The sequence below is a fragment of the Chryseobacterium wanjuense genome (assembly GCF_900111495.1).
Classification (GTDB): Bacteria; Bacteroidota; Bacteroidia; order Flavobacteriales; family Weeksellaceae; genus Chryseobacterium; species Chryseobacterium wanjuense.
Window position 1 is genome coordinate 544,175 of the sequence record NZ_FOIU01000001.1, and the last position, 13,469, is coordinate 557,643.

Below are 13,469 nucleotides of genomic sequence, written 5' to 3' on the forward strand. Positions count from 1 at the left end.
AATTATTTTAAACTAAGATATGTCAGAAATAAATCAGGCGGAAGATATTCGTCAATTAACGGAACAGGTAAAAGAAGCAAACTACTTTTTTTCTCTTCTGAGACAGGAAATCAATAAAGTTATTATAGGACAGGAATATATGATAGACCGTCTGTTGATCGGTCTTTTGGGGAATGGGCACGTGCTTCTGGAAGGGGTTCCCGGTCTGGCAAAAACGCTGGCCATAAAGACATTGGCAGAAGCTGTTCACGGAGAATTTTCGAGAATCCAGTTTACTCCCGATCTGCTTCCTGCAGATGTGGTGGGAACGATGATTTACAATATAAAAGACAATGATTTTTCCATAAAAAAAGGTCCTGTTTTTGCGAATTTCGTGCTTGCGGATGAGATCAACCGTGCACCGGCAAAGGTACAGTCGGCTCTCTTGGAAGTGATGCAGGAAAAGCAGGTGACCATCGGAGATGAAACCATGATGCTTCCGAAACCTTTCCTGGTTTTGGCAACGCAAAACCCGATCGATCAGGAAGGTACTTATCTTTTACCGGAAGCTCAAAGCGACCGTTTTATGCTGAAATGTACCATAGATTACCCGGATTTTGAAGATGAAAGAACGATCATGAAAATGGTTTCTACTTCGCATCAGCCTGTCATTAAGCCTGTTGTCACTCTTGATCATATTGTGGAAGCTAAAAAGCTGATTAATCAGATTTATCTGGACGAAAAGATCGAAAAATATATTCTGGATATGGTTTTTGCTACCCGTTATCCTGAAAATTATGGTCTTTCTGAGCTTAAAAATTATATCAGTTTCGGGGCTTCTCCGAGAGCATCCATCAACCTTGCAATTGCATCCAGAGCGTATGCATTCCTGAGAGGAAGAGCATTTGTAATTCCTGAAGATGTAAAAGCATTGGCAAAAGATGTGTTGAGACATAGAATTGGCTTAACTTTCGAGGCAGAAGCAGAAGAAATTTCATCAGAAGAAATTATCAATAGAATTTTAGCGAAAATCCAGGCTCCGTAATGAGTGAAGTTGTGATCAGAAGGGCAGTTCAGGAAGATTGTGCTCCGATGTTGGAGTTAATTAAAGAATTGGCCGATTATGAAAAGGCTTTGCATGAAGTTACTTTAACTTTAGAGCAGTTTACGGAAGACGGATTTGGAAAATCACCTGTTTGGGGTGCTTTTGTTGCTGAATTTGAAGAAGAAATTGTTGGAATTTCCTTGTATTACGACAGATATTCAACATGGAAGGGAAGAAGGTTGTATCTTGAAGATCTGGTCGTAACAGAAAAATTAAGAGGAAAGCAAATCGGAAAGAAATTATTTGAAGCCACGTTGGAACACGGAAAATCAAATCTGTACAGCGGAATGGTTTTTCAGGTGTTAAACTGGAACGAGCCGGCCATTAATTTCTACAAAAAATACAATCCGAAATTTGATGATGAATGGTTTAATGTTTCCATAGAGTTCAATGTTTAATGTTTTTGGGTTTAATGTTTTTTTGAATGTAATTAAATCAATTTTAAAAAACTTGAACATAAATTAAACAGTTTTAGGCTAAAAACTCTGAACATAAAACCATAAACTTTAAACTAATTGTATGCAGATAAAAGATATTGTAAAAAAAGTCAAACAAATAGAAATCCGTACTCGTAAGAAGACGGAAGCTACTTTGATGGGGCAATATCACAGCGCTTTTAAGGGACAGGGAATGACTTTCTCTGAGGTTCGCCCCTATCAGTTCGGGGATGAAATCCGAAGGATTGACTGGAACAAGACAGCGCGTTTCCGTGAACCATTCGTGAAGGTAATGGAAGAGGAAAGGGAACTCACGATGATGTTGGTGGTAGATATTTCCGCATCGATGGATTACGGTACAAAAACCCAGCTGAAAAGGGAATATGTGGCAGAAATTGCAGCCAGTTTAGGTTTTTCGGCGGCGGGAAATAATGATAAGGTGGGACTGATTTTGTTTGCAGATAAAGTATATAAAGTGATTCCGCCACAAAAAGGAAGAAAACATATTCTTTCGATTATCAGTAATATTCTGACGGCAGATTATGTTCCTGCAGAGTCGAAACTGGATAAAGCGCTGGAATATATGATGGGGATTTTTAAAAGAAAATCACTGGTTTTCTTATTCTCGGATTTTGAAGATCAATATGACTCTAAAATGCTGAGGGTAGCTTCCAAAAAGCATCAGCTGCTGGGAATGAGGATTTATGATGAAAAGGATAATGAAATTCCGGACGTTGGATATACCCTGCTGTATGATGCGGAAACAGGAAAACAGGTTTGGGCAAATACTTCCAGTGCAAGATGGAGATATACTTTTGCTGAAGCTCAGAAGCAAAAATTAAGGACTTTGGAAGAGGATTTTGCCAATAGTTCGGCAAGTTTTATGAATATCAATACCGGTGCGGACTATTCGAAATTATTGTATAATTATTTTCAGAAAAAATAACATCAATAGGAATGGGTTTTAGCCCATTTTAAAATTAGATATAAACATTAGGCTTTAGCCAAAACTTATTATTTAAAATTGAAAAAACTATTATTTATATTTTGTTTTTTAATCTGTGCGAATGCCTTTTCACAGATCCTTTCTTCCAGTGTTGAGAAGAAGACCATTGCTTTGGGAGAAGTGAATCATATTGTAATTACGATTAATAATCTGAAAAACGAGAAGGTTTCCGCGGCTCCCGAGAACGAATTATTGCCTTTTCATTTTGAAGAAGTGAAAGACAGTATTTCGCAAAATCCTGATATTTATTACAGAAGAATCGAGTTTGCGGTTTTTGAGGAAGGCAAATTCACCATTCCGGAACTGGAATTCAAAGTGGGAGAGAAGGTTTTAAAAACTATTCCTTATGAAATCGATGTGATCAATACAGCTCAAAAGACAGATCAGATCAAGGATATCATGAATAATAAAAATGTAAAACTTGAAGCGACAGATTATTGGGAGCTGTATAAGTTTTATATTTTGGCAGTGATTGCAGCCATTGCTTTGATTATTTCAATTGTGATGTTTGTAAAGTATGGACGGAAATCCAAAGATTCACCCGTCGTCGCCACCAATCAGACCTTAAAGGAATTAGACTCTCTTAAAAAGAAAAAATACGTGGAAAGTGGAAATTACCGTTCTTTTTATGTTGAATTAATTGATATTTCACGAAATTTTATAGCAAAACAATACCGTTTGCCGGCAGATGTTTTGTTGACGGATGATTTGATTGATTTAATGAAGAAAAATAATACCATTTCTCAGGAAAATGAAAGAGTGGTGGAAGATGTGTTTTTGAGAGGTGATCTTGTAAAATTTGCCAAAACTTTCCCAGATCAGCAGACGATGGAAAAAGACTTTGCAGACATCAGGGATTTTGTGAAAAGATCATCAAAAGATTTAGAATTCGAAAACTTGAGAAAGGATGTTTGATTTTGAATTTTATAGTCCGTGGTTTTTACTGCTTTTTGCTTTGTTTATTCCGCTATTATTCAGGGATGCGAGCAGACAGAAAAAGAAAGGAATCAAAGTTCCCACGGTTAAAAATATGGCTGACAGCGGAGGTATTCAGGCTGTGATGTTTTTGTTGAAAATCTCAAAATACATCATTCTTTCAGCCTTGATTATTGCCATGGCAAGACCACGAACTTTCACCGTTTCTCAGGACAGGGATGATACGAAAGGAATTGATATCATGCTTTCTGTCGACGTTTCTTTGAGTATGTTGGCGAAAGATTTGACACCGGATCGTTTGACCGCCCTGAAAGATATTGCCATCAAATTCGTTGAAAAAAGACCCAACGACAGGATAGGTTTGGTAACATATTCCGGGGAAGCCTTTACAAAAGTTCCTGTAACTTCCGATCATCAGGTGGTTATTGATGAATTACAAAGCTTGAATCCATTAGAATTACAGCCCGGAACGGCGATCGGGGAAGGACTTGCTGTTGCCGTAAACCACCTTAAAAACAGTAAGGCGAAAAGTAAAATTATCATCTTAATGACAGATGGTGTCAATACCATTGAAAATGCGATGCCTCCTGCTATAGCTGCAGAATTGGCAAAGAATAATAATATTAAAGTATATGCCATCGGTATCGGAACGAACGGATATGCCTTGATGCCTACGCAGACTGATATTTTTGGAGATCTTGTTTTCACGGAAACAGAGGTGAAGATTGATGAACCTGTTCTGAAGGAAGTTGCCCAAATGACGGGCGGGAAATATTTCAGGGCAACATCGAACAGCAGCCTTGAGGAAGTGTATGATGAAATTAACCAATTGGAAAAATCTGACGTAAAAGTTTCCAAACTGTATAATTACCAGGAATATTTTAAAATCTTCCTTTGGATTGCTTTGGGAATGCTTTTCGTAGATGCATTATTGAGATGGGTACTTTATAAAATTTTAAGCTGATGGATTGGTATTTAGGAAATTATTGGTATTTATTATTGCTGTTGCTTTTGCCGCTGTTAGCTGTCTTTTTGATCCGTTATTTAAAATGGATAAAAAAGAAAAGAGAAGTTTTTGCAGACAGCCAGTTTCATGAGCATTTGTTTGAAAAAAGATCGGGTTTCACAAAATTTTTTCCGGCTTTATATTTAATAGCAACATTATTTTTAATTTTTTCAATCATTGATTTATTAAATGGTTCGGAAGAAGTAAAGTCGAATCAGAAACTGAACAATGTCATCTTTATGCTCGATGTCTCCAATTCGATGAATGCGGAAGACATCAACCCAAGCCGTCTGACGGAAGCGAAAAATCTGATGATTCAGACGATGCAGAAGATGAAAAGCGATAAAGTGGGAATTGTCATTTTTGCGGGACAGGCAACTTCGATCATGCCTTTGACAACAGATTATAATTCTGCAGAAACCTACATCAGCGGTGTTGAAACCAATTCGATGCAGATTCAGGGAACCGATTTTTTAAACGGAATGAAGATTGCAGCAGATAAGTTTAAAAATGTAAGCAAAGGTGCCCGAAAAGTAGTTTTGCTAAGTGATGGCGAAGATAATGAAGGGAATGATGATGATGCCATAAAATTAGCCAACAAAGAAGGAATCACAATCACATCCGTAGGAATCGGAACAGATGAAGGAGCACCGGTTCCGGAGTACGTTTTCGGTCAGCTGATGGGGTATAAAACAGATATGAACGGACAGACCGTTATCTCAAAAAGACAAACCGAAGCATTGAAAAAAATGGCGCAGGCTACAGGAGGATCATACATCGACGGAAATAATATCAACGAAGCACCCGACAGGATTGTTGATACATTAAGCAAGAAAATGGGAGCCTCCGAAACGCTGGTAAAATCACAAAATGCCAATCATTATTATCAATATTTTTTAGGGGTTTCTATATTTTTCTTCTTTTTAATTTATATTTTTAATCCTAAAAGAGATTTCAATGTTTAATATCCGAATGTTTGTCTCAAATTAAGACAAAATACTTTAACCCAATTTTAACAAATAAACACCTGTTTATTAACATTTAAAGGAATAATTTTGCACTTGATGAATACTAAAATCATTTTTTTGTCGTTTATTACTGCTTTCATGTTTTCGGGATTTGTTTTCGGACAGGAAAACTACAGAACACTGGTGTATGAAGGCAACGAAAAATTCAACGGTAAAGATTATGATGGAGCGTCTTCCAAATATATGGAAGCGATCAAGGCAAACGGAAAAGATTTTGCGGCTCACTACAATTTAGGGAACGCATTATATAAAAGAAAAAAATACGAAGAGGCAAAGGCAGAGTACGAAAAAGCTCAAAAGCTTTCGCAGACAATTCCTGACAAGGCAGCCGCTCTTCACAACCTGGGAAACACTTATATGCAGATGAATCAGCCTGAAAAAGCGGCAGATTATTATAAACAATCCCTTAAACAAAATCCCTACAGCGAGGCAACAAGAAAAAACTATGAAATTGCCAAACTGAAAGAAAAAGAAAAACAACAAAAGAAAAACCAGCAGAACAACTCGGGTAAAGGAGGCGGTGGTAAAGACCAACAACAAAATGATGATCAAAAAGGAAATCCTAAAGATCAAAAACAAGATCAGGGACAAGGCCAGCAAAATCAAGGTAAAAGTCAGCAGGGAGATAACCCAGACCAAAGCCAGAATAATGCAGGCAAGATGCCGAAAGATCTTGAAAATCAAATACTCAACAAAGTAAACGATAAAGAAAAAGAGACCGCCAAAAGAATTTTAAATAAAAATTCTTATTCGATGCCCGAAAGCAACGAGAAAGATTGGTGATGCAGAACAGATTTATTTACATATTATTCATTTTTACTTCCGTAATTTCTTACGGACAGGTAAATCTTTCTGTAACCCCGGATAAAACAAATTATAACGGAAAAGATGTTATCAATCTTACCATCGTTCTTGAAATGAATGGTAGCGAATATAATCAGCAGACTCCGTTGCGCTTACCCGATTTTTCTAAATTTAACCTGATCGGAACAGGTTCTGTAAGCAATGCTTATGTAGATCCGGAAACCAATACCGTCGTGTCTCAGTCTGTAACGAGACTGGCTCTGGAACCCAAACAGAAAGGGAAGGTAAGGGTAGGTTCGTTTCTGATAACAATTAATAATAAAATCTATAAAACAGAACCTTTTGATATTTTTGTAAAAGATGTCGAAAAGAAATCTGTTGCCAGCAATACTTCCAAGGATGTTTATCTAAACATGGAGATCGAAGATCGTGAAGTGTATCAGGATCAGCCTACAATTGCTGTTTTGAAGGTCTATTCTAAAAATATGGACAACTTCAGAAGGGTGAAAAATATTCATCTTCCGGAGCAGGATAATTTAAGTGTTTATCCCGTAAGTTTTGCAAAATCTGAGATTGATCCTGCCGATTACGGAAATATGGCATCACAGATTCTTGCCGTATTTATGCTCTTTCCCAACGAAGCCGGATATGTGGAAGTTCCTGGTGTTTCTGCGTCTGTAAATTCTTATTCGAATAAGAATAAAATTGTTTCCAATAAAGTAAAAATCAATGTAAAGAAGCTTCCGGAAGGTTCTCCTGAATATTTTAAAAATGCCGTTGGAAACTTTAATGTAAGTCTTTACAATGCCTCAAAAGAAAAAGCTGAGGTAAAGAAACCCATTAATATAGTGGTGAAAGTAAGCGGAGAAGGAAACCTGAAAGATATGGAGCTTCCAAAAATTGCCGCATCTGATGATTATGAAGTTTTTGCTCCGAAAATTACTTCAAAAGTTGTGGTAGGTACAACGGGAATGAAAGGGGAAATTTTAGCCAGTTATGTTGTGATTCCTAAAAAAGCGGGTGAAATTGCCATCAAAACTGAAGAATTTGCATTTTTTGATCCTTCAAGCAAAGAATATGTGGATCTGGGGCAACAGACATTGGCCTTAAATGCACTTTCTCATGAACAGGTACTGGAATCCCGTACAACGGTGGAGAAAGTAAATGAATACACCAATACGTTCCTGGAAACGGTAAATACGCCGGTTTTAAAAACGACTTCATTCAAAGTAAAAGAAAAAAGTAAGTTCCACTGGAATGCACTTTTAATCAATACTGCCATTTTACTAGGATTATTTTTCAGTTATCTTTTATTTAAAACATGGCAAAAAAAACGCAGATTAATTAAAGAAACCGTACCGGTAAAATCTTTAGGTTCTGTTGCTGAAACAGAAAATGAAATCAGGGAAAGACTGAAAACTGATGTAAATGATTATTTCAGCTATTTGGAAAATCTTAAAGATAATGAAGATTATCAAAAATTCTTTCAAGTGGTGGATGAGATGGATTCTGAAGTGAGAAGTCAGTATTTTCAGGGTTCAGGAGAAGATTTCGGGAAGTTCCTGGAAAGCTATAAAGGTTCTGCAATTGCTGAAGAATACAGGAATCTTGCCCAAAGAATTCAGATCGAAAAATATGCCCCGGTAAAATCTTCCGAGGGAATTGAAGAGCTTTTAAAAGCAATTGTTAATTTATATTCTCAGATTAGCAAATAATCAATTTATTTTCATATTTTTGCGAAATTTTTAATTACAAAGAGATGGAAATTTTTAATGATTTTTCTATAAAAGAAATTATTACCTGTTTTATGGTTCTTTTTGCCGTGATTGATATCATCGGTTCTATTCCTATTATAGTAAGTCTTCAGCAGAAATTTGGAAAAATCGATGCCGAAAGAGCTGCTATTACGGCAGGGGTGATCATGCTTGTTTTTCTTTTTGTAGGAAATAAAATCCTAAAATTTATCGGTGTTGATGTAAATTCTTTCGCCATTGCCGGTGCATTTGTAATTTTCATTATCGCTATGGAAATGATTTTAGGAATTGAGATCAATAAAACCGCAGAGGCAAGAGCCGCATCCATCGTTCCTATTGCTTTTCCGTTGGTAGCAGGAGCGGGAACACTTACAACTACTTTGTCTCTAAAAGCTGAATTTCACGATATTAATATCATTTTTGGTATCATTCTCAATACAATTTTCGTATATTTGGTGCTGAAATCTGCGACCTGGCTGGAGAAGAAAATGGGCGATGCTACATTAGCGATCTTACAGAAAGTTTTCGGAATCATCCTTTTGGCGATTTCAATTAAATTATTCACCGCAAATTTTGCACAATTGGTGCAGACTTATATTAATTTTTAAGAATTATGCAGAAGTTTTATAAAGTATTTTTGGTACTGTTTATTGTTTTCATAGCAATCAATCTTTATGCTCTTGACTGGCAATCAGATGTTTTATCTGAAGATAATCTGAAGTTTGTATTTTCTATCGCTTCGGCGGTTATTGGTCTGATCATCGTTTTCGTAATGAATACGTGGAGCCAGATCGGTGCGAAGAAATAAGACAATTTTTGATATATAATATAAAACCCTTTCAATTTGAAAGGGTTCTTTTTTTGTTAAATATTTGGTATATAGTAAGCTTATCCTATATGATCACTTCAAATGAGCTGTTGAAATAAACAATTGGTATTAGGGATGTCAAGCTAAGCCTGTCGAAGCATCTGTAAGTGCAAAGTAGGTTAAGAAATAACCAAATTTTTCAAAACCGCTTCAGACTTCAATTCCGTTTCAATCCACTCTTTTTCCGGACTGCTTTGAGCTGTAATTCCTCCTCCTACGAATAAGTGCACCGCATTTTTATAAAGCTTAGAACATCGGAGATTAACGAAATATTGTACTGTTTTTTCTGTTTCAATCTTGATATAACCGGCATACAATTCACGCGGAAATTTTTCCAGATTTTGGATATTTTCTTTGCAAAATTCTTTTGGGATACCACAAACAGCGGGAGTGGGATGCAATTCCTGAATGATTTTATCTAGATTTTCAGGTTTTATTTTAGCTTTAAAATCGGTTCGAAGATGTTTAATATTTCCTGAAATATGATCGTAAGTCTTAGATTCATTAATGTTTTCAGAATAATTATTTAAAATATTTTTGATATAAGTTGTCACTGGTTTTTGCTCTTCAATTTCTTTTTCCGACCAGCTTTCTGAAATGGGAAGCGTGCCTGCAAGACTCATGGTTTCAAAATCGTGGGTTTCTTTGTTGAATTTTCCCAACACTTCCGAAAAAGCACCCATCCATGAGGTTTCCCCATTGATGAAAATATACCTGAATGCATTCGGATAAGACTGGCAAAGATTTTTGAAACTCTCTTTTACATCAATTTCATTAAAATCAGTGAAAATTTTTCTTCTGGAATAAACAAGCTTCGGAAGTTGATTATTTTTAATAACGTCAATAACTTTACTGAGATTTTCCAAATATTCTTCTTGGGTTTCAGTTGAAAAATGATTGTTATCTTCTGGAAGAGATTCACTTGAAATGGTTATTTGATCGAATCTTTCGGGATTTATTTCAACGATATTTCCATTAAAATTAATTTGCGTTGTTCCATCAAAAGAATAGAAATTAACAAAATTTTCGTTGGAGTTTTCGTCTGTTGAGTACAGTTTTTCGTCGAAAGGTAATTTGAAATACATCATGATCTAAACATTTTCGAAAAATTATCGGGAAATTGTATAAACGATTCCGAGGTTGATTTTTCTTTCTGCAAAGGTATTATTAGTCTTAAAGATGTCAAAATCAAATGAGCTGTTTTTTAACGAAACATTATTCATATGATATTGCTGATAATCCAGTGACAGCAGGATTTTTCTAAACACCCTGTACTGAAGTCCCAATGAAAATCCGATGTTGGTTTGGTTGCTTTTAAAATCTTCCAATTTATCCAAAACATTATTTTCCGGTGTCAGAAACTGCATTTTGTAGATGTTTTTATTGACTAAGAAACCTGCAAAAGGACGAATATTTTTCCATTCATAGAATAATTTTAACTGTAAAGTGTACTCGAAGTGTTTATTATTAAATCTTTGAAATAATAAAGGCTGATTGTCGTCTGTAAAATAAAAACCGTTGAGATAAGTATCTTCTTTGTTGGCATCCAGATCAAATGAAGAGTTCCAGTGGTAGACATTTGCGGATAATCCCAATGATAATCCGGTATTGCTGATTCTTTTTGAAGCCCAGATTCCAATATTTTCTCCAAATTGAGGCTTGCCGGAAAGCTCTTTTCCCCAATCACTGATTTTTAATCCGGATCCGGCTTCCAAACCGTACTCGAAAGTTCTTATTTTCTGCCTTCTGGCTCTGTTGATTGCCCTTTGTTTTTCAATTTCTTCTTTGTAGACATTGCGGACAAATTTTGTTTCTTCCACCTTTAATTCTGAAAATAGTAAACCATTTTGTTTGAATTTTAAAGGCTTTATCAGATAAACCGTATCATATACTATAACTTTTTCATATACTATAACTTTTTCATATACATAAACCGTGTCAACTTTCTTTTTCTTTTGAGCGAATAAAAAGCTGGTGGTTATGACAGATAAAAGGAATATTATTTTTTTTAAAAACATAAATTACTGTTATTGTTATTTTTCAATAAATACGGTATCTCGTTGGATAATTTTCTTTACTACAATTACTTTTTGTGGTGTTTCTTTTATGGAATCTTTAATGATGATTTTCTTTGAATTCGATTTTATTTCTGTATTTTTTTCTGCTGGAATTACCTCAGTTTTCTGGGCTTTGCTGGTTTCAACATTCTGCCCAGACAAATTTTCATTAACAGGACTATTCTCTGATTTTAAATGAATATTCTGGGATATTTTTTCTTTTTTTACTGTCGTTTCCGTACTGTTCATTGAGTTTTTTAATAATGAATTTTTAGGACTTAACAATACAACTGAACCTGCAATGATAACCAAAACGGTAGAACCCATGATCATTTTATTTTTCCAGGCTCCGGTGGGGGTTAATGAAAATGCAGAATTGATATAGCTGATATTTTCCGGGATTTCAAGTTTTTTTGAAGGGGAAATGCTGAAATCTGCAAATTTGCTCCTGAAAGTTTGCGCCCACAACAATCCTCCCAATCCGAAAATAACGAGAAGCTGTGCCAGTTTTTTGTTTTTTGGTGTGTCCTGATTTACAAAATGGCTGGTCAGGAAATTCTGAACAGATTTTTTTGCCCTCATCAAATGAGATTTTGATGTATTGATAGTAATTCCCAGTGCGCTGGAAATCTCTGCGTGAGAATAATTTTCAATGAAAAATAAATTGAAAACCGATCTATGATGCTCCGGCAGATTGTCGATGGAAGACAGCAGTTGCTCTCTCGTAAAATCGTAAATGAAAATATGTTTTTCGTCTAAAGAAGGATGGTTCATCTCGGAATAGGTATCTGGAATTTCTGATGGTTCTGTAGTCACAAAAACCTCTTTACTGTGTTTACGCAAGTGCATTAATGCATTATTGACAACAATTTTCTTAAGCCAGCCAAAAAGCGCCTTTTCATCGGCAAGCTGATGATTCTTCTGGATAGCCGTAATAAAGCTGTCCTGAACAATATCTTCCGCCGTATAGATGTCTTGTATGTATCTTCGGCAGATCCCCAGAAGCTTTGGGGAATAGTCGCCGTAGATCTGTTGCCAGTTGATATCACTAGTGCTTTTTTTCATATCTTTTTCTAATTGGGAACGACAAAAATCGAGTTGAAACAACCTCTTGCTGTATTGGGAAGGCTCATTACTTCTACATTATTGACATAGAATTTTACGGCTGTTCCACCAACACTGCTGTTGTATCTCGTCATATAAATATTTTGATCTTTTGCTACAAAATGCCCGATATTATTAAAATTATTCGCATCGGAGATTTGAACCTGATTATTGTTTTTAAAATAAAAATTGCTGCCAATATAATATTTATCCGAATTATCCCAGCTTAATTCTGTGATTCCGCTTTGGGCAATATTTGTCGGGATAGAAAGATTGGTATTGGTAACAATATTTTTAATTGAAATGGAGCCAGAGATATCGGAGTAAAGAAGATACATTCCTGTGGCATCCGAAATAAATCGGCGAGGAAGTACATTGTTGGTTACTAAATTATAAGTTCCATTTTTATAAAAACCTGTATTCCAGGAAGAAATTGTTGGAAGATTAATCTTGCGTGTCGCAACATAGGTGTCATTATTAAAAATTCCAATTGCTCCCGCAGATTGAGAATTATAAGAGCTGAAACTTTCTAAAACTGTTTTTGCCCCATTTTTCCAACTGCAAAGTTGAAAAAGATCTGCAGAGGAAGTCGGATTGGGATTTCTTATAATTCCGGAAAAATAAATATTTCCATCCTTAACGGTAAAATTATTCCAAAGCTGTAAACTCAGGTCATCATTTATTGTATTTGGAGCAACATTTAAATATTGGGCAACATTGTACCTTACTCCATTTTTCCAAAAGTACCAAGAGGAAATCGTGTTGTTACCGCCAAGCGAAGCGATATTGTTGGCAAGCATATAAACATCGTTGTTATCAACAGTAATATAAGTTCCCTGTAAATTTTCTCCTCCTGGCAAAGAAATTTTTTGTCCGTTTTTCCAATAGCAGGCATTATATTCATCCACACCGCCGACGTAAACATCGTAAGAAGTGGTTTTTTCCTGAAGGATTTCCAAATTATCCGTTTTGCAGGAAATTACAAGTGTCAATAAAAATAAGAAAGGTAAAATCAAAGTTTTCATGGTCGATATTTTCTTATAAGATGCAAGAAAAGAAAAAGGTTGCAGTATAAAAACAAAAAAAGCTCAAAATTATTTTTGAGCTTGATATTTTTGATATTTTTTGAAGTTTTTTTCTGATTTAAATCGATTTTCCACAGAGTTGTTATTCCATAGAATCTAAGTATTCAAGCCTGAATTCCTGCGGAATGACGAACTTTGTTAATATTTTCTAATATTTAAATGAATGACTTAAACCATAGCCCCGATTGAAACGACATCCTTTTTGGTTGCGGGCGAAGCGAAGCGGAGCCCGTAACCAAAAAGATACAGCACTTCGACAGGCCCAGCATAAATTCCAAGCGGAAAAAGCTTCAAATAAAA

Annotated in this window: 14 protein-coding genes; 10 read left to right on the forward strand and 4 right to left on the reverse strand. The window is 35.6% G+C overall.

Annotated elements, in window-relative coordinates; all coding sequences use genetic code 11:
• The first annotated feature begins 19 nt into the window (after window positions 1-19).
• The 10 genes from BMX24_RS02480 (at window position 20) to BMX24_RS02525 (ending at window position 8,863) form a co-directional block, all read left to right on the forward strand.
• Window positions 20-1,024 (forward strand): AAA family ATPase, encoded by a 1,005-nt coding sequence (locus tag BMX24_RS02480; protein ID WP_089790497.1) that lies wholly within the window; start codon window positions 20-22, stop codon window positions 1,022-1,024.
• Window positions 1,024-1,482 (forward strand): GNAT family N-acetyltransferase, encoded by a 459-nt coding sequence (locus BMX24_RS02485; RefSeq protein WP_089790498.1) that lies wholly within the window; start codon window positions 1,024-1,026, stop codon window positions 1,480-1,482. Before BMX24_RS02480 ends, BMX24_RS02485 begins: the two co-directional genes overlap by 1 nt.
• Window positions 1,483-1,603: 121 nt before the next feature.
• Window positions 1,604-2,467 carry a DUF58 domain-containing protein gene (locus BMX24_RS02490; protein ID WP_089790499.1) on the forward strand — a complete coding sequence of 288 codons (864 nt, stop codon included), beginning with the start codon at window positions 1,604-1,606 and terminating at the stop codon, window positions 2,465-2,467.
• Window positions 2,468-2,545: 78 nt separating this feature from the next.
• The gene (locus BMX24_RS02495) at window positions 2,546-3,442 is read left to right on the forward strand and encodes a BatD family protein (RefSeq protein ID WP_089790500.1); all 897 of its coding nucleotides are present in this window, start codon (window positions 2,546-2,548) and stop codon (window positions 3,440-3,442) included.
• Complete coding sequence (locus BMX24_RS02500) at window positions 3,435-4,427, forward strand: vWA domain-containing protein (protein WP_089790501.1); 993 nt, start codon at window positions 3,435-3,437, stop codon at window positions 4,425-4,427. Before BMX24_RS02495 ends, BMX24_RS02500 begins: the two co-directional genes overlap by 8 nt.
• Entirely contained in the window at window positions 4,427-5,434 is a 1,008-nt protein-coding gene (locus tag BMX24_RS02505) for a vWA domain-containing protein (protein ID WP_089790502.1), read from the forward strand. Before BMX24_RS02500 ends, BMX24_RS02505 begins: the two co-directional genes overlap by 1 nt.
• Before the next feature lie 120 nt (window positions 5,435-5,554).
• Window positions 5,555-6,280 (forward strand): tetratricopeptide repeat protein, encoded by a 726-nt coding sequence (locus tag BMX24_RS02510; protein ID WP_228404640.1) that lies wholly within the window; start codon window positions 5,555-5,557, stop codon window positions 6,278-6,280.
• Window positions 6,280-8,016, forward strand: coding sequence for a BatD family protein (locus tag BMX24_RS02515; protein ID WP_089790504.1), 1,737 nt, complete (start codon window positions 6,280-6,282; stop codon window positions 8,014-8,016). The genes BMX24_RS02510 and BMX24_RS02515 overlap by 1 nt, the downstream gene beginning before the upstream one ends.
• Before the next feature lie 44 nt (window positions 8,017-8,060).
• Window positions 8,061-8,663 carry a MarC family protein gene (locus BMX24_RS02520; RefSeq protein WP_089790505.1) on the forward strand — a complete coding sequence of 201 codons (603 nt, stop codon included), beginning with the start codon at window positions 8,061-8,063 and terminating at the stop codon, window positions 8,661-8,663.
• 5 nt (window positions 8,664-8,668) lie between these two features.
• Window positions 8,669-8,863 carry a hypothetical protein gene (locus BMX24_RS02525; protein ID WP_089790506.1) on the forward strand — a complete coding sequence of 65 codons (195 nt, stop codon included), beginning with the start codon at window positions 8,669-8,671 and terminating at the stop codon, window positions 8,861-8,863.
• A 179-nt stretch (window positions 8,864-9,042) separates the two neighbouring features.
• Here the strand turns inward: BMX24_RS02525 and BMX24_RS02530 are convergent, their stop codons facing one another.
• The 4 genes from BMX24_RS02530 to BMX24_RS02545 are packed head-to-tail and all read right to left on the reverse strand — an operon-like array spanning window position 9,043 to window position 13,109.
• Entirely contained in the window at window positions 9,043-10,011 is a 969-nt protein-coding gene (locus BMX24_RS02530) for a chorismate-binding protein (protein ID WP_089790507.1), read from the reverse strand.
• A gap of 21 nt (window positions 10,012-10,032) precedes the next feature.
• Window positions 10,033-10,941: a hypothetical protein gene (locus tag BMX24_RS02535; RefSeq protein WP_089790508.1), complete on the reverse strand. Its 909-nt coding sequence runs from the start codon at window positions 10,939-10,941 to the stop codon at window positions 10,033-10,035.
• Between the two features lie 15 nt (window positions 10,942-10,956).
• On the reverse strand, window positions 10,957-12,045 hold the full coding sequence (locus BMX24_RS02540) for an RNA polymerase sigma factor (protein WP_089790509.1): 1,089 nt from the start codon (window positions 12,043-12,045) through the stop codon (window positions 10,957-10,959).
• An 8-nt stretch (window positions 12,046-12,053) separates the two neighbouring features.
• A complete protein-coding gene (locus tag BMX24_RS02545; protein WP_089790510.1) occupies window positions 12,054-13,109 on the reverse strand; it encodes a hypothetical protein in 1,056 nt (351 codons plus the stop codon).
• Between the last annotated feature and the right edge of the window lie 360 nt (window positions 13,110-13,469).